The 15730-nt window shown below is 65.0% G+C and carries 17 protein-coding genes and 2 pseudogenes; 8 read left to right on the forward strand and 11 right to left on the reverse strand.

Going from position 1 to position 15730, the window contains the following annotated elements:
• From FHR21_RS17695 to FHR21_RS17705, 3 genes are read right to left on the reverse strand one after another with little or no spacing between them, the layout of a single operon-like run.
• A complete protein-coding gene (locus tag FHR21_RS17695) occupies positions 1-909 on the reverse strand; it encodes an endonuclease/exonuclease/phosphatase family protein (RefSeq protein ID WP_184100738.1) in 909 nt (302 codons plus the stop codon).
• 59 nt (positions 910-968) lie between these two features.
• Positions 969-1550, reverse strand: a complete 582-nt coding sequence (locus FHR21_RS17700) for an alpha-ketoglutarate-dependent dioxygenase AlkB (protein ID WP_184100740.1) — start codon at positions 1548-1550, stop codon at positions 969-971.
• The gene (locus FHR21_RS17705; RefSeq protein WP_246427307.1) at positions 1547-2059 is read right to left on the reverse strand and encodes an SOS response-associated peptidase family protein; all 513 of its coding nucleotides are present in this window, start codon (positions 2057-2059) and stop codon (positions 1547-1549) included. Before FHR21_RS17705 ends, FHR21_RS17700 begins: the two co-directional genes overlap by 4 nt.
• Before the next feature lie 55 nt (positions 2060-2114).
• Between FHR21_RS17705 and FHR21_RS17710 the strand changes: the two genes are divergently transcribed.
• From FHR21_RS17710 to arr, 3 genes and pseudogenes are all read left to right on the forward strand, one after another.
• Complete coding sequence (locus tag FHR21_RS17710; protein WP_184100742.1) at positions 2115-2732, forward strand: SOS response-associated peptidase; 618 nt, start codon at positions 2115-2117, stop codon at positions 2730-2732.
• Positions 2729-3127: pseudogene (locus FHR21_RS21340) on the forward strand (DUF1810 domain-containing protein); the annotation flags it as partial. The gene FHR21_RS17710 and the pseudogene FHR21_RS21340, both read left to right, overlap by 4 nt.
• Before the next feature lie 39 nt (positions 3128-3166).
• Complete coding sequence (gene arr / locus FHR21_RS21345) at positions 3167-3577, forward strand: NAD(+)--rifampin ADP-ribosyltransferase (RefSeq protein ID WP_276569299.1); 411 nt, start codon at positions 3167-3169, stop codon at positions 3575-3577.
• A 24-nt stretch (positions 3578-3601) separates the two neighbouring features.
• Here the strand turns inward: arr and arsH are convergent, their stop codons facing one another.
• The 4 genes from arsH to FHR21_RS17735 are packed head-to-tail and all read right to left on the reverse strand — an operon-like array spanning position 3602 to position 6240.
• Positions 3602-4387 (reverse strand): arsenical resistance protein ArsH, encoded by a 786-nt coding sequence (gene arsH, locus FHR21_RS17720; RefSeq protein WP_184100744.1) that lies wholly within the window; start codon positions 4385-4387, stop codon positions 3602-3604.
• Between the two features lie 5 nt (positions 4388-4392).
• Entirely contained in the window at positions 4393-5457 is a 1065-nt protein-coding gene (arsB, locus tag FHR21_RS17725) for an ACR3 family arsenite efflux transporter (protein WP_184100745.1), read from the reverse strand.
• Between the two features lie 11 nt (positions 5458-5468).
• The gene (gene arsC / locus FHR21_RS17730; RefSeq protein WP_184100746.1) at positions 5469-5897 is read right to left on the reverse strand and encodes an arsenate reductase (glutaredoxin); all 429 of its coding nucleotides are present in this window, start codon (positions 5895-5897) and stop codon (positions 5469-5471) included.
• A 13-nt stretch (positions 5898-5910) separates the two neighbouring features.
• Complete coding sequence (locus tag FHR21_RS17735) at positions 5911-6240, reverse strand: ArsR/SmtB family transcription factor (RefSeq protein ID WP_184100747.1); 330 nt, start codon at positions 6238-6240, stop codon at positions 5911-5913.
• A 173-nt stretch (positions 6241-6413) separates the two neighbouring features.
• On the opposite strand from FHR21_RS17735, the gene FHR21_RS17740 reads away from it, so the two are divergent.
• Positions 6414-6899, forward strand: a complete 486-nt coding sequence (locus FHR21_RS17740) for an arsinothricin resistance N-acetyltransferase ArsN1 family B (RefSeq protein WP_184100748.1) — start codon at positions 6414-6416, stop codon at positions 6897-6899.
• 56 nt (positions 6900-6955) lie between these two features.
• On the opposite strand, the gene FHR21_RS17745 is transcribed toward FHR21_RS17740, so the two are convergent.
• The 3 genes from FHR21_RS17745 to FHR21_RS17755 all read right to left on the reverse strand — a co-directional run bounded on the left by FHR21_RS17745 (position 6956) and on the right by FHR21_RS17755 (position 12552).
• Positions 6956-10288, reverse strand: a complete 3333-nt coding sequence (locus tag FHR21_RS17745) for an error-prone DNA polymerase (RefSeq protein ID WP_246427309.1) — start codon at positions 10286-10288, stop codon at positions 6956-6958.
• Between the two features lie 61 nt (positions 10289-10349).
• Positions 10350-11900, reverse strand: coding sequence for a DUF6504 family protein (locus FHR21_RS17750; RefSeq protein ID WP_184100750.1), 1551 nt, complete (start codon positions 11898-11900; stop codon positions 10350-10352).
• Positions 11821-12552 (reverse strand): ImuA family protein, encoded by a 732-nt coding sequence (locus FHR21_RS17755; RefSeq protein WP_184100752.1) that lies wholly within the window; start codon positions 12550-12552, stop codon positions 11821-11823. The genes FHR21_RS17750 and FHR21_RS17755 overlap by 80 nt, the downstream gene beginning before the upstream one ends.
• A 171-nt stretch (positions 12553-12723) precedes the next feature.
• Here FHR21_RS17755 and FHR21_RS17760 point away from each other — a divergent pair, with 171 nt between their 5' ends.
• A complete protein-coding gene (locus FHR21_RS17760; protein WP_184100754.1) occupies positions 12724-13644 on the forward strand; it encodes a HEPN domain-containing protein in 921 nt (306 codons plus the stop codon).
• Between the two features lie 15 nt (positions 13645-13659).
• Here the strand turns inward: FHR21_RS17760 and FHR21_RS17765 are convergent, their stop codons facing one another.
• Entirely contained in the window at positions 13660-13908 is a 249-nt protein-coding gene (locus FHR21_RS17765; RefSeq protein WP_184100756.1) for an EexN family lipoprotein, read from the reverse strand.
• A 285-nt stretch (positions 13909-14193) separates the two neighbouring features.
• Between FHR21_RS17765 and tnpA the strand changes: the two genes are divergently transcribed.
• The 3 genes and pseudogenes from tnpA to FHR21_RS17780 form a co-directional block, all read left to right on the forward strand.
• Positions 14194-14613 carry an IS66-like element accessory protein TnpA gene (gene tnpA / locus FHR21_RS17770; protein WP_246427310.1) on the forward strand — a complete coding sequence of 140 codons (420 nt, stop codon included), beginning with the start codon at positions 14194-14196 and terminating at the stop codon, positions 14611-14613.
• The gene (gene tnpB, locus FHR21_RS17775) at positions 14610-14957 is read left to right on the forward strand and encodes an IS66 family insertion sequence element accessory protein TnpB (RefSeq protein WP_137754517.1); all 348 of its coding nucleotides are present in this window, start codon (positions 14610-14612) and stop codon (positions 14955-14957) included. Before tnpA ends, tnpB begins: the two co-directional genes overlap by 4 nt.
• A 62-nt stretch (positions 14958-15019) precedes the next feature.
• A pseudogene (locus FHR21_RS17780) lies at positions 15020-15655 on the forward strand (transposase domain-containing protein); the annotation flags it as partial.
• Positions 15656-15730 lie beyond the last annotated feature (75 nt).

The raw sequence follows: 15730 nt of genomic DNA on the forward strand, positions 1-15730 counted from the left end.
TCAGCGCGTCAGTGCGACCGACACGGGGCAGTGGTCGGAGTAATGCTTCTCATTCGGCGCGTAGCGCGTTTCCGCGAAATCCTTCAGGTCGCCGCCCGCGCGCTTGTCGAGGACGATATGGTCGATGAAACTGTCGTAGCGCGGATCGCAGCGCGGCGGCGTTCCTTCGTCGGCGAGGCGAAGGTCGGCATTCGCCGGCTCGCCATCGTCGATCTCCTTCCAGACCGCATCGCCCGGCAGCGCGAGACGGCGGTTCCAGTCGCCGAGCACGGCAAAACGATCGGGTCCGTTCGCGGCCGCGTCGATCCAGCTTTCGAGTGCCGGGATTTGCTGCAGCAGCACCGGGCAGGCCTTCGCCTCGGCGCCCGAAAAGCATCCCGATTTCAGATGGACCGACAGGAGCCGTATCGGCGCTCGCCCGCCTGGCCGCAGCGTGATGTCGACGCCCGACCGGAGCTGCGGATTGCCGAGCATCAGCGAGGTCACGTCGGCGTGGTGGTCGAACGCGATGTCCTTGCGGATTGCAAAGCCCACCGCCTGCCGGATGACCTGCTGCTCGGGATGGTCGCCGCCGCAGGTTCCGCTTGGGCTCCCGGGCCGCGCTTCCATGACGATTGTGAAGCGCGCGGGATCGAAGATGCGCGCCGCGGCCTTGGCATTCTCGGCCTCCTGGAATGCGATGACGTCGGCGTCGAGTCCGTCGACGATCCGGCGCATCGCGGCATAATCTTCGGGCGCCCGCGGCGCGCAGCCGACGCCATCCTTCTCGGCCAGAAATTCGAGGTTCCAGCTCGCGAGCTTGAGCGGCGCCGCGTGCACCATCCCGATTGCGGCGGGCGGAGCCGGTTGCGGTGCGCATGCGGCAAGCGCGAGGAGGACAGCGAGCGGAGCGGTGAAGCGATGCGACATGCGCGGCTTGTGCCGTCGTTGTGCGCCGACATCAATCGCGGCGGACGCAGCTTGTCGCATTATCGGAGACTTCGGAAGGTGACCGACCAGCGCGGCGCGTCCATCGCGGCGATGCTATGCTCCCAATCGTCGCGAACCTCGCCTTGCATATGGTAGATCGAGCGCGGCGCGAGATCGGCGGTCGCACGGTCGAACCCGGCTTCGCGGCGCCGCCGGAAGCGCATCGTCGCCGGTGCGCCCAGCGAAACGCCGATCACATGTTCGAAGACCGGGCGGTCCTTGTGCCAGCCGATGCCGGCGCCGGCCCCATATTCGATGACGAGGGCCTGTTCGAGGGCTTCGGCTTCGATGCCGGCGAAAGCGGCGGCGCGGTCGCGAAGCGGGTCGAGCCAGCCCGGTATCGGCTCGCCCGGTGCGAAGCGCCCGGTCTGGAAATCATAGGTCCAGCCGAACGAACGCGTCAGCCTTTTGCCTTCCCATTGCTGGAACTGGAACGGGGTGAGGCCCGCGGTCTCGATCTGCGCGATCAGCGCATGCTCTTCGCGGGCGTCGATCAGCGCGTCGCGATAAGCGAGGCCGGGCAGGAGCGGGGCGCCGAACAGATCGGCCTGGCGCGCGCACGCCGCTGCGCGAGCGGTCACAGCGGCAGCGCGGCCTGCGCGCGAAGCGGCTCGACGAACAGGCTGTGTTTCGGGGGCGGCGCGAACAATGTCTCATTCGGGAGCGTCCCATCGAGCCAGTGCATGACATCGCGTCGCTCGACGATGACCCCGTGGCGCGACTGATACGGGCTGACGTCGGGACCCGCGTCGATCGTGAGAATACGGTAGGAGAGCGGCCAGTCGGCGAGCGGCGGATCCCAGATCGCCGCGAGATAGAAGAAGTTGCCGCTGTCGAGCGTCACCCGGTATCTTTTGTCGTCGGTGCCCATGCGGAATTCCGATGCGGGGATCAGGCAGCGGCGATTGGGGCAGGCGCGGCCTTCGGACCGGACGAAGCGATAGTTGATCCCGTCGCTGAAACGCGGGTCGGAACCCCAGACGGCGTTGACCATTTCGATCTCGGTCATATCGTCGGGATTGCGCCGGACGAGCGCGCGCGCCGCGTCGCTCGCGGCGTCGGGATCGAAAGGGGTTGGCGCCGTACCCATGGATAGAACATAATGGGAACGAAGATGAGTCGCAAGAGCCAGGAGAGTGCGGCCGATGTGCAATGATTACCGGCTCGAGGTCGATATCGCGTCGATCGCCGAGGACTTCGACGATCTCCAGATCAAGATCGACATGCCCGAGGGCGCACCGAACGTTGCGGCGCGCGAGGACATCAAGATCACCGACATGGCGCCGATCGTGCGGAGTAGCGAGGGCGCCGCGCTCGGCGAGCTGGTCAACCGGCGCTGGAGTTGGCCGGGGCCGACCGGCAAACCCGTCTATAATTTCCGCTCCGAGGGGCGCGATTTCTCGTCGCATCGCTGCCTGATACTATGCGACGGCTTCTATGAGTTCACCGATCCGGCGGACAAGGCGCAGAAACGCCTCGATAAATGGCTCTTCACGATGAAGGATCATCGCTGGTTCTGCATGGCGGGCATCTGGCGCGAATATGACGGCGGTGAGGCGTTCACGCTGCTGACGATGGACGCCGGACCCGATATCGCGCCCTATCATCACCGGCAGATCATCCCGCTTGCGCGCGACCGCTGGGCCGACTGGCTCGATCCGCGCGTCCCGGCGGCTGAGGTGCTCGGTTGGTTGCCAGAGGGCAGCCTCGAGGTCACGCAGGTTTTCGGTCAGCCGCCGGCGCAAGGTGCGCTGGCGCTATGAGCAGTGGGCCGGAGCTCGAACGCTTCGTCGCGGCGCAGGATCGGGTCTATTCGCGCGCGCTCGATGAAATACGACGCGGGGCCAAGCGGTCGCACTGGATGTGGTTCATCTTCCCGCAGCTCGCGGGCCTCGGTCGAAGCGCGATGGCGCAGCATTACGCGATCGCCGATCTAGGCGAGGCGCAGGCCTATCTCGCGCATCCATTGCTCGGAGCGCGTTATCTCGAATGTGTTGAAGCCCTGCAGGACCTCGAACGGAGCGATCCGGTCGCGGTGTTTGGTGCGGTTGACGCGGTGAAGCTTCGCTCTTCGCTGACTTTGTTCGAGTTGGCTGGCGGTTCGCCGTTGTTCGGAGCGGCTCTTGCGCGCTGGTTTGACGGAGAGCGCGACGAGCAGACGCTCGAGCTATCGAGTTGTAGGGGCAGGGAAGACGTACTGGACGAAGGGCCGTTCTTTCACGGCACAATCGCGGAGTTGCGCGTGGGCGATTTCCTGAGCGCGGGATATCGGTCGAACTATCGCCCCGAAGTGGTGATGAACCACATCTACTTCACTGCTCTCGTTGACGGTGCGGGTCTCGCTGCTGAAATTGCGGCGGAACTCGCCAAAAGCAGCGCAGTCCCGCGTGTTTATTCGGTAGAACCGACCGGGCCGTTCGAGAACGATCCAAACGTGACCGACAAGAAATTTCCCGGCAATCCCACCCGGTCGTATCGCAGCAGCGCACCGCTCAAAGTTACTGGCGAAATCACGGATTGGGCCAGGTTGACGCCCGAAGCGCTACAGATGTGGAGAGAGAGACTGACCGTGCTGCGGTCAGATAAAGGTGGCGAAATTATCAATTGATGCGCGGCGACACCCATGTTGTGTTCAAGGCACACCCGGGTCGCTTGAAAGGGACAGACAGCCCGGCAGACCCGCCAAGTCGGCGGGCGTGACAACCGGCTCGTTCCGATCCTTGCGTTCCGAATAGCGGTCGACGAGCTGGCCGGCATGACCGCGCGTAAGGACAGTGAAGCGCACCAGTTCTTCGGCGACATCGACGATCCGGTCATAGTAGCTCGATGGCAGCATGCGGCCGGCCTCATCGAACTCCGCATAAGCCTTGGCGACGCTTGATTGGTTGGGGATGGTGATCATTCGCATCCAGCGGCCGAGAATACGCAGCGTGTTGACGCTGTTGAACGACTGCGATCCCGCCGAGACTTGCATGACCGCGAGCGTGCGGCCTTGGGTCGGACGGAGTCCCTTATAGGCGAGCGGCAGATGATCGACCTGCGCCTTCATGATGCCTGTGATCTGTCCATGCCGCTCGGGGCTGCACCAGACCTGGCCTTCGGACCAGATGGAATGCTGTCTCAGTTCCTCGACCGCCGGATGATCATCGTCGGCGATCTGGTCGGGAAGGGGAAGGTCGGATGGATCGAAGATCCGCGTCTCGCAGCCGAAGAGCTGGAGCAAGCGCGCCGTCTCCTCGACGACGAGCCGCGAATAGGAGCGTTCGCGCAAGCTGCCGTAGAGCAAGAGTATGCGCGGCGCCGGATCGAGCGGACCGAGGCCCAGCGCCGGCTGCGATCGGATATATTCGGGGCTCAGCGCCGGAAGGTGCTCGGGATCGGCCAGCGTGCGCAAACGGGAAAAGATCGGAGTGGTCATCAAAATCAGTCTTTCGCGGGCGTGGACGCCGGAAACCAGCGGCGTCCGAACCAGAAGGCAACGCTCACCAACAGGATGAGCACGGGGACTTCGACGAGCGGGCCGATGACCGCTGCGAACGCGACCGGCGAGGCGAGCCCGAAGGCAGCGATGGCGACCGCGATCGCGAGTTCGAAATTATTGCCCGCCGCGGTGAAAGCGACTGCTGTTGTGCGAGGATAGTCGGCTTCGATCAGTTTACCCATCCAGAAGCTGATGATGAACTGGACGATGAAATAGATGGTGAGCGGGATCGCGATCAGGATGACGTCGCCGGGAATGCTGACGATCTCGCCGCCCTTGAGGCTGAACATCGCAACGATCGTGAAGAGCAATGCGATGAGCGTGATCGGCGCGATCTTCGGCAGGAAGCGTGTCTCGTACCAGTCGTTGCCCTTGGCGCTGGCGAGCCATTTGCGGGTGAGATATCCGGCTACGAACGGTATTCCGAGATAGATGAGCACCGCCTCGGCAACGGTCCAGAAGCTCACGTCGATGATGCTGCCTTCGAGCCCGAAGAGCGGCGGGAGCACAGTCAGGAAGAACCAAGCATAGACGCTGAAGAACAGGATCTGGAAGATCGAGTTGAAGGCAACGAGCGCGGCGACATATTGATTGTCGCCCTTTGCGAGCTGGTTCCAGACGATCACCATCGCGATGCAGCGCGCGAGGCCGATCAGGATCAGGCCCGTCATATATTCGGGCCGGTCCGACAGGAAGGTCACCGCGAGCGCGAACATCAGCACCGGACCGATGATCCAGTTCTGGATCAGCGAGATGGCGAGAACCCTTTTGTCCTCGAACACCCGCGGCAATTCCTCGTAGCGAACACGCGCGAGCGGCGGATACATCATCAGGATGAGGCCGATCGCGATCGGGATGTTGGTCGATCCCCAGGAGAGGCGGTCGATCGCGTCCGGCAGGCCCGTGAACACCGAGCCCAGCAGGACGCCGAGCGCCATCGCGAGAAAGATCCACAGGGTGAGATAGCGATCGAGGAACGACAGGCGTTCGCGCTTTGGGTGCGTCATCGACTATCTCGTCAGGCGCCGACGCGGTTGCCGGCGTCGTCGACGACCTCTTCGCCGTCCTCTTTCGCGAAAGCGCCGCGCTGGCGCGCCGGGATCAGGTCGAGCACGACTTCGGACGGGCGACAGAGCTTCACACCCAGCGGCGACACGACCAGCGGGCGGTTTATGAGGATCGGATGCGCCATCATCGCGTCGATCAGTTGATCGTCGGTGAGCTCCGGGCGCTCCAGTCCGAGTTTGGCATATGGCGTGCCCTTTTCGCGCAGCAGATCGCGCGGCGTGATTCCGGCTCGCTCGATCAGCTGCACGAGCAATCCCCGCGTCGGCGGGGTCTTCAGATACTCGACGATATGGGGTTCAACTCCCGCATTGCGGATCATCGCGAGCGCATTGCGCGACGTCCCGCATTCGGGATTGTGATAGATGATGATGTCGGTCATTCGTTGATTTCCGTCAGCAGCAGGCAAGTTCTGCGAGCAGCGGCTCGCACAGCTCGGCGCGGCCCTGGCAGCAGTCCTTCGCGAGAAAGAGCATCAGACCCTTCAACGCGTCGATCTCCGCGCGTTGAATGAACTGCCGCCCGCGCTTCTCCGATTTGACCAACCCCGCCTTTGCCAAGACCGCGAGATGTGTGGAAAACGTGCTTTGCGTCAGTCCCGAAGCATCGACGAGCTGCCCGGTCGATAGCCCTTCGGGCTCGTGCTGGACCAGCAAGCGGAAAGCTTCGAGCCGGGTCGGGTGTGCCAGTGCGGCGAGCGCTGTAAGGGCGGTGTCGGTATTCATGCATCGGAATTATCCGATGGGTGTGCGTGCGTCAAGACCTATCGGAAAAATACGATGCATTTAGTCGGCTGTATGTTCTTGTCGCGCATCGTACGCGTCAGTGGACCTACGCTCTTGATCGCACGGACGCGTCGGGCCAATTTGACGAAATTCTGCTTCTGAGGTGGTGCAACATGCATGTCCGTCAAATAACCATGGGGGACGCACAAGCGGTTCAGGCCATTTACGCACACTATGTAACGTCGACCACGATCTCCTTCGAGGACGTGCCGCCAGACGTCATGGAAATCGAAAGGCGGATTGCGGCTATTCTGCCCCGCTATCCTTATCTGGTGGCCGAAGAGGATGGACGCATCGTTGGCTATGCATATGCCTCTGAGCATAGGACTCGTGTGGCTTATCGGACGTCGGTCGATGTAACCGTTTATGTGGCGCCGGGCGCACAACGGAGTGGCGTCGCGCGTTGTTTATACTCCCGTCTGCTGCCTGCCGCAGCGAGCCTGGGCTATCATGCTGCGTTTGCCGGTATCGCGCTGCCAAACGACGCCAGCGTCGGGCTGCACGAAGTCATGGGGTTCGAGTTGGTGGGCGTCTATCGCGAGGTCGGACGAAAATTTGATGCTTGGCACGATGTCGGTTGGTGGCAACGGCTGTTGTGAGCGATGCGAAGGGGCCGGAGTAGCTGAGAAGCGCCCCTTACTCGGTTAGTCCGTACCTATCGAAAGTCGCGCGGCTTGATCTTGATGCCCTCGGTCGGCTGGCCGGGGATGATTCCCGAGCCGAGCCGGAGATCGGGAATATAGATGTCGCGCGGATTGCGGCCGAGAGGTTGAGTCGTGGGGTCGCGCGGGTCGCGGCCGACCGGGCTTTTGACGACATCGGCGCGGCTCACGCGATAGACATCGGCGACGTCGGCGCGGTTGCCTACGCTCGCGAGGAGCGGCGACAGATCGTCGAGGCGCTGCGCGATGACATGGATGACCTCGCCCTCGCGCTGGACCTGACCGCGCACTCCCATCATCGATGCGCCGAGCACCGTGCGGCGATTGGCCTCGAAGACCTTGGTCCAGACGACGAGATTGGCGACATTGGTCTCGTCCTCGAGCGTGATGAACATGACGCCTTTCGCCGATCCCGGCTTCTGGCGGACGAGCACGACCCCGGCGAGTTCGATCCAGCGCCCGTCCTTGACGCCTTGCAGCTCTTGGCAGCTGATCATCTTGCGCGCACGTAGCTCATCGCGGAGGAAGGCGAGCGGATGTGCACGGAGCGACAGGCCCGAGGCGCGGTAATCTTCGACCACTTCGGCGCCTTCACCCATCGGCGCGAGCGGGACGGCGGGCTCGACCGCTTCGCGCTGCAGCATGCCGGCGCGCTCGTCGGCCGCCGCGAAGAGCGGGAGGGCGGCGTGGCCGAGGCCTTTCACTTCCCACAGGCCTTCGCGGCGCGAAGAGCCCAATGAGGCGAAGCCGTCGGCGTCGCCGATGCGGTCGAGCGCACCGCGACCGACGCCAGCGCGGCGCTGGATTTCTTCGGCGCTCGTGAACGCCGTGTCGGCACGCGCAGTGACGATCGCCGCGCCGTCCTCGTTGGCGAGCCCTCGCACCATGCGCAGGCCGAGGCGCACCGCGAGATATTTGCCCGCACCGCCGCCGGGATCGCTCGCTTCGAGCGTGCAGTCCCAGCGGCTGTGGTTGACGTCGACGGGACGCACCTCGACGCCGTGCTGGCGCGCATCGCGTACGATCTGTGCCGGCGCGTAGAAGCCCATCGGCTGCGCGTTGAGCAGCGCGGCGCAGAAAACATCGGGATGATGGCATTTCATCCACGACGAGGCATAGGCGATCAGCGCGAAGCTCGCGGCATGGCTTTCGGGAAAGCCGTAGGAGCCGAAGCCCTCGATCTGCTTGAAGGTCCTTTCGGCGAAGTCCTGGTCGTAACCGCGCGAGACCATGCCGTTGATGAGCTTGTCGCGAAAATGCGAGACGCCGCCGGTCAGCTTGAAGGTCGCCATCGCGCGGCGGAGGAGATCGGCCTCGCTCGGCGTGAACCCCGCGCATTCGATCGCGACACGCATCGCCTGTTCCTGGAAGAGCGGGACGCCCAATGTCTTTTCGAGCACGCGGCGCAGCTCGGAGGTGGGGTAGGTGACCTCTTCCTGCCCGTTGCGGCGGCGGCGATAGGGATGGACCATGTCGCCTTGGATCGGGCCAGGACGGACGATCGCGACCTGGATCACGAGATCGTAGAAGGTGCGCGGCGCCATCAGCGGGATCGAAGCCATCTGTGCACGGCTTTCGATCTGGAAGACGCCGAGCGTGTCGGCCTTGCGGATCATCGCGTAGGTCGCAGGGTCTTCCGCAGGGATCGTCGAAAGATCGTGATGGATGTCTTTGGCTTCGCGCAGGAATTCGAAAGCGCGGCGCATGCAGGAGAGCATACCGAGCGCGAGGATATCGACCTTCATGAAGCCAAGCGCGTCGATATCGTCCTTGTCCCATTCGATGACCTGGCGGTCGTCCATCGCCGCGGGTTCGATCGGCACGAGCTCGTCGAGCCGGTCGCGCGTCAGCACGAACCCGCCCGGATGCTGCGAGAGGTGGCGCGGGGTATTGATCAGCGTGCGCGCGAGCTCGAGCGTCAGCATCAGCCGCTTGTCGGCCATGTCGAGATTCAGCGCCGCGGCATGGCTTTCGTCGACGCCTTCGCGGCTATAACCCCAGACCGCACCTGCGAGCCCCGCGGTCATGTCTTCGCTGAGGCCGAGCGCCTTGCCGACCTCGCGCACTGCGCCGCGCGAGCGGTAGCGGGTGACCACTGCGGTGAGCGCGCTTCGCGTGCGGCCATAGGTTTCGTAGATCCACTGGATGATTTCCTCGCGCCGCTCATGCTCGAAATCGACGTCGATATCGGGGGGCTCGCGCCGTTCGGCCGAGATGAAGCGTTCGAAGAGCAATTCGGAGCGCACCGGGTCGATCGAGGTGATGCCGAGCACGTAGCAGACCGCACTGTTCGCCGCCGAACCGCGGCCCTGGCAGAGGATTTCGCGGCGGCGCGCTTCGGCGACGATCGAGTGGACCGTCAGAAAATAGGGCGCGTAATCGAGTTCTCCGATCAATCGCAGCTCATGCTCGAGCTGCGTCCGGACCTTGCCGTCGAGGCCTTCGGGATAGCGCGCGGGGGCTTTCTCCCAAGTCAGAAGCTCGAGCTCCTGTTGCGGCGTGCGCCCGGGGACGCGGATTTCCTCGGGATATTGGTAGCGCAGCTCCTCGAGGCTGAAGGTGCAGCGCTCCGCAAATTCGACCGTCCGCGCGACGGGTGAGGCGTCCTTGAGGTAACGGCGGAACAAGCGCTCCATCTCGGCGGCGGATTTCAAATGCCGGTCGGCGAAGCGCTCGCGGCGATCGCCGAGATCGTCGATCGTGCATTTCTCGCGGATGCAGGTGACGACGTCCTGCAGCAGGCGGCGTTCGGGAATGTGATAAAGCACGTCGCCGGTCGCCACGGTCGGCACCCGCGCGGCGGCGGCTTGCGCCGCGAGGTCGCGCAGCCGGATCGCATCGCGCGGGCGGCGGCGGATCGTCAGCGCCATATAGGCGCGGTCGCCGAAGATCCGTTTCGTTCGTTCGAGCGCGCCTTCGGTTGCCGCGTCGGCGCGGTCGGGAACGAGGCAGGCGATCAGCCCTTCGTTCCATTCCTCGACATCGGGCCAGTCGAGATGACACGCGCCTTTGCCGGCGCGGCCCTTGCCGACGCTGAGCAGCCGGCACATGCGGCCGTAAGCCGCCTTGTCGGTCGGATAGACGAGAAGCGCGGTGCCGTCGGTGAGGTCGAGCCGCGAACCGACGATCGCGCGCACGCCGGTTGCCTTCTCGGCATCCCAGGCGCGGACGATCCCCGCGACCGAATGGCGGTCGACGATACCGAGCGCGGGCAGGCCGAGCAGCGCCGCGGCGGCGAACAGCTCATCGGGCGACGAGGCGCCGCGCAGGAAGCTGAAATGCGTGGTGACCTGCAGTTCGACATAAGCGGGCGTGTCGCCGCTCAAGCGAAGGCGCTCCGGTTCGGCCGCCTTCTCAAGCGAATGCCGGTTGCTATCGGTCGCCTTCTCAAGCGAAGGCTCCGTGGATAAACCAGCGCATCGATCCGGTCGCGGCGTGGACGCCATCGCCGAGGCGGAACAGCCAGTAACGGCCGCCCGCTTCGGTCTCGACCTGGTAATAGTCGCGCACGCTCAGCGGCGTCTCGCCTTCGATCCCGCCATCGCGCCACCATTCGCCCTGCAGTCGCTCGGGCCCGTCGCCCTGCGTCACGCGGTAGCGCTTGCCGCGCCAGACGAAGAGGCGCGGCGCGTCGTCGGGGAGCAGGGCGATGACATCGACCGGCTCGGGCCGTGCGAGCATCCGTGACGGGCGCGGGAGCTCGTCGGACCATGCCGCGCCATCGGCTTGGCGGAGCGCCGGCGTGATTGCGACCGATCGCTCGGGCATCGCGCCGGGGCGGGGTACTGTCCGGTGCAGGCTGCGCTGGCCGAAACGGTTGGCGAGGGTGTCGACGAGCGCGGGCAGGTCGGGCCCGCGCCGTGTCAGGCTTTCGAGGCTCTCGCCCTGCCGCAGCGCCTGCACCTCGATAAGCGGCGCGACGAGCGTCATCGCCTCGATCCCGAGCCCGGGGTCGATGGTCTCGATCTTCGCGGTGAGGAGTTTCGCGAGATGCTTTGGATCGCGCGATGGCGCCGCGGTGCCGACGCGGATCGCCTGCACCTGCCCGTCGACGCGGTGGAAATAGCAGTCGAGCCGGCGCGCGCCCTTGCCGAGGCGGCCCAGCTGGCCCGCGATATCGTGCGCAAGGTCGCCGATGACCTGCGCAAAGGCCTCGGCGGTCGCGATCGGCTCCATGAAACCGCGCCGCGCGCGCGGGAGCTGCTCGGGGAAGATCGGCTCGATCGGCTCGGGCAATGTGCCGAGCGCCTGGTCGAGGCGGCGGTGCAGCTCGCGCCCGAACCTCTTGGCGAGTGGGCCGCGCGGGGCGCCGGTTAACTGCTCGACCCGCTCGAAGCCGAGCTTGCGTAGCGCCTCGACGTCGGCGGGCGGCAGGCGGAGCGCCCGGATCGGCAGCAGCGCAATGGCCTTGCGGTGCGCGCCGGGTTCGATCGTCACCGGCCGACCGGCGGGGACATAGCGCGCGACCGCGTGCGCGCAGCCCGCGGTGTCGGCGACCGCGATCTGCAGCGAAAGGCCGAAAGCGCCGGTGCGGCGGTGCAGATCCTTGAGCAGAGCGCGCTCGCTCGAGAAGAGCGCGGCGCAGCCGGTCACGTCGAGCCAGAGTCCGTCGGGCGGGTCGGGCGCGACCACCGGCGAATAGCGCGCACCCACCCAGAGCGCGAGGCGGCGCAGCCCCTCGAAATCGACTTCGGGCTCGGCGTCGACGACATCGAGTTCGGGCGCGAAGGCGCGCGCCTTGGTGATCGTCATGCCGGGGCGGATGCCGAGCGCGCGGGCGTCCGCGTCGACCGCGGCGACGATCCGCCGGCCATGGTCGGGGATCGCGGTCACGAGCGGTGGGGCAGGGACGCCGCCGTCAGGCCGCGGCTTGCCGGTCTTCCTGCGCAGCCGGTCGGTCGACCAGTGCGGCAGGAAGAGCGATACGACCCGTCGCATCGCAGCCCTCCAATATCCAGAAATGCGGATTGCCGCCGCGCACCCGCTCGAGCGCGACGCGCCAGCGCGGGCGGCCGAGGCTCGGAATGCCGAGGTCCTCGCTCGGGCTTGCGGTGATCCGCCAGCGCGTCACCGCGGCGGTGCCTTCGGCCGCCTGATCGGCTTTGCTGGTGCGGCGGAACACGAAGGCCGGCACGCCCGAGGTTTCGGCGGCGAGCTGGAGGCGCTTCGACGCAACGCAAGAATATTTGCTCACCTCGCCGACGACGCCCGCGAGGCCGGGGTGCCGCAGGCATTCCTCCATCGCGAGCAGGACATTGGTGTCGCTGCCCGCCTCGACATGGATCACGCGGTCGGGGTGCAATCCCGCGAGGTGAAGGGCAGGGGCGAACAGGTCGTGCCAGCGCAGGCACCAGAATACGGGGCCCTCGGTCCGCGCGAGGATGCCGGCGAGGAAGATCGTCGCGCTCGCATCGTCGGCGAGCTCGGGGCTTCCGGCTATCTCGTGGAGCGCGCCGGTCGCGATTCCGCCGCCCGGGAGCCGCGAATCGACCGCGTCGACTCCGAAGGGAAGCACCTCGTGCCGCGCGCACACGCCATCGATCCGCGCAATTTTGGCGCGAAGATCGGCGAGGACGGCAGGGTGGCGCATGATGTCATAGGACTCGGCAGATAGTGGATTCGTTCCCTCTTTGTTCCTTCTCGACTTGCCGAGTCAAGCGCGACGCCGCAAAGGGCAGGCCGATCATGGTGCGATCAGGTCCGGAATGAATCGAGTTTGGCTTGCCAGAGTCTTGATTGTCGGCCAGATTCAGGGGCTGACATGAAAATGGACATCGATCATCTTCCCGCGCGGCAGCAGGGCGAACTCCAGCGCATCAAGGATGTGCTGATGGAGGAATTCGCGCGTTCGATCGAGCGCGCGACCAAGGCCGAGAAGCGTAACGGCAAGATTCTGAAGATCATCCTGTTCGGCAGCTACGCGCGGGAGGATTGGGTCGACGAGCCCGAGAACGGCTATCAGTCGGATTTCGACCTGCTCGTCATCGTCAGCCACGAGGACCTGACCGATATCTCGGATCACTGGTATATCGCAGAGGACAAGATTCTTCGCGATCCTGAGGTCGGCCGGACGCTCAACATCATCGTCCACACGCTGTCCGACGTGAACAAGGCGCTGACCCGCGGCGAATATTTCTGGGTCGACATCCTGCGCGACGGAATTCTGCTCTACGATTTGCCGAACCACGCTCTTGCTCAACCGAAACCCCTTACGCCGGCCGACGCCTACGAGATGGCGGCGGAATATTTTGATGAGGGTTCCTCTGAGGCGGGACGCCGATTAGAGGCCTTCGCGTTTGAATTCGACAAAGCGAGCCAGGACAAAGGGTGGCTTAAAGGAGCTGCATTCGCCCTGCATCAGGCGGTTGAACGCCTCTACGGATGCTATCTGCTAACGAACACCTTCTACTTTCCGCGCTCGCACAACATCAAATTCCTCCGCTCGCTCGCCGAGGACCGCGAACCACAGCTCATCGAAGCCTGGCCGCGCGACAGCAAATTGGATCGGCGCCGCTTCGAGCTGTTGAAGCGGGCGTATGTCGAGGCGCGATATTCGCCGAGCTACGCGATCACCGCCGAGGATCTACAAGCACTTGCCGCCGCGGCCCGCAACCTGCGCGAGATTGTCGAGAGGCTTTGCCGGGAACAGTTGGAACAGCTCCGGGTAGCCGCCGGGCTTTAATGCCCGGCACGGAGATCAACGGGGTGTGTAAGCCTTCCCGTCACCGATAAACCGCTTGCTCCGCGCTTTCGCATCGGCGCGCTTCACAGCCATCTCGGCATTGTCGCATTCACCGCCGCGGACCGAGCCATCCTGGCATCCCGCATATACCTCGCGCGCCTCGTCAACATGCGCCTCGAAATACTGCCGGCTGCGCGGTTCCTCCTTCCCGCAGCCCGTAAGCGCGGTTCCGAGAAGAACAATTCCAATAACTTGCGTCTTCATCAGGCTCTCCTTTGCGAGCCGGCAAATTATCGCGGTGCGTCACGACCGAGCAACAAAAGACCGCAGAAACTCTCAAATCGAGAGCGATTGTTTGCGCACACCGTCGCCAGCCCGCCGGGCATTTGTTACAGACAGGCCGCCGGGCGGCCGCCGCATATGTGCAAGCCTCGGCTAAAAGCGGCGGCGCAAGTTCTCGAACTTGTTCTCAACGTAAGCGTGTCCTGAAGGCCGCCTTGCAGGAAGCTGCTGCGCGGTGCTGATAGCCGCTCTTTGCGAGGAGCGGTGATGAACGAGGATATCGCGGCGACGGGAGCGAGTGCTCTTACGACCGGTCATATGAGTGATCATATGAGCAGTCGGATCGCGGTCGTGGGCGGGCGTCGTCGCTGGTCGGTGGATCAGAAGCTGTCGATCCTGCGCGAGGCGTTCGGCCCTGACGGCTCGGTCTCGGCGACGTGCCAGCGACACGCGGTCGGCAGCGGGATGCTCTATACGTGGCGCCGGCAAGCACTGGCGGGTGATTTGACGGGAGCGAAGCGCACGCCGGTGCCATCGTTCGCCGAGGTCGAGGTGTCGGTGCCGGCCACCGCGACGGCAGGCAGCGGCCAGATCGGGATCGAGCTGCCGTCAGGCGTGCGGCTCACCGTCGACGCGGCGGTTGATGCCGATGCGCTGGCACGGGTGTTGTCCGTCCTTGCCCGATGATCCCGTTACCACCGACAACGCGCATTTATCTGGCCTGCGGCGCCACCGACATGCGCAAGGGGTTCGATGGTCTCGCGGTGCTGGTGCAGCAGGTGCTGGAGAAGAGTCCGCACTCGGGCGCGCTGTTCGCGTTCCGCGGCAAGCGCGGCGATCTGGTCAAGCTGCTCTGGTATGACGGCCAGGGCCTGTGCCTGTTCTCGAAGCGCATGGACCGGGGCCGGTTCATCTGGCCGATCACCAAGGCGGGCAAAGTCAGCCTCACCGCGGCGCAGCTTTCGATGCTGCTTGAGGGCATCGACTGGCGGCGTCCCGAACGCACCGCGGCGCCCCTGCTTGCAGGGTAAAAAGTGGCGGATTAGTGAGGGTTCTACTGGCATCGCGGCGCCGCTTTTGCTAGGCGTCCGGGGTGTCGGAACCAGCCTCTTCCAGCATCGACAAGGACGCCCGGATCGCCGAGCTCGAAGCCGCTCTCGCGGCCCGCGATACGCTGATCGATACCCTGCGGCACCAGCTTGCCCAGCTCCGACGCATGACCTTCGGCCAGTCGTCGGAGAAGCTCGCGCTGCAGATCGAACAGCTCGAGCTCGCTCTCGAAGAACTCGAAGGCGAAGCCGAGGTCGCGGATAGCCGAACGACCGACAGGGTGCCCGCCGAGCGGGTATCGCCGGTGCGCGCCTTGCCCGATCATCTGCTGCGCGCTGAACGGCGGATCGAGCCCGAGGCCGGCAGTTGCACCTGTCCCGATTGCGGCGGCGCGCTGCGTCCGTTGGGCGATGACCGCGACGAGCAACTCGACGTCGCCCCGATCCAGTGGCGCGTCATCCGCACCGTGCGGCCCAAGTATAGCTGCCGCGCCTGCGACAGGATTGTCCAGGCACCGGCGCCGGTGAAGGCCATAGCACGCGGCAAGGCGCGCTTCGCGACGCTCGCCCATGTCGTCGTGAACAAGTTCGATCACCATCTGCCCCTCTATCGCCAGGCAGAGATGATGGCGGCGCAGGGCATCGACATCGACCGCTCGACTGCTGCGCGACAATCAGGGTGAGAATTGCCGACAATCAGGATGAGAATGGCGGCGGTGTGTCTGTCGGGACGAGGGGCGAAGCCCCGAGGAGCG

Source organism: Sphingopyxis panaciterrulae, from assembly GCF_014199295.1.
Taxonomy (GTDB): Bacteria; Pseudomonadota; Alphaproteobacteria; order Sphingomonadales; family Sphingomonadaceae; genus Sphingopyxis; species Sphingopyxis panaciterrulae.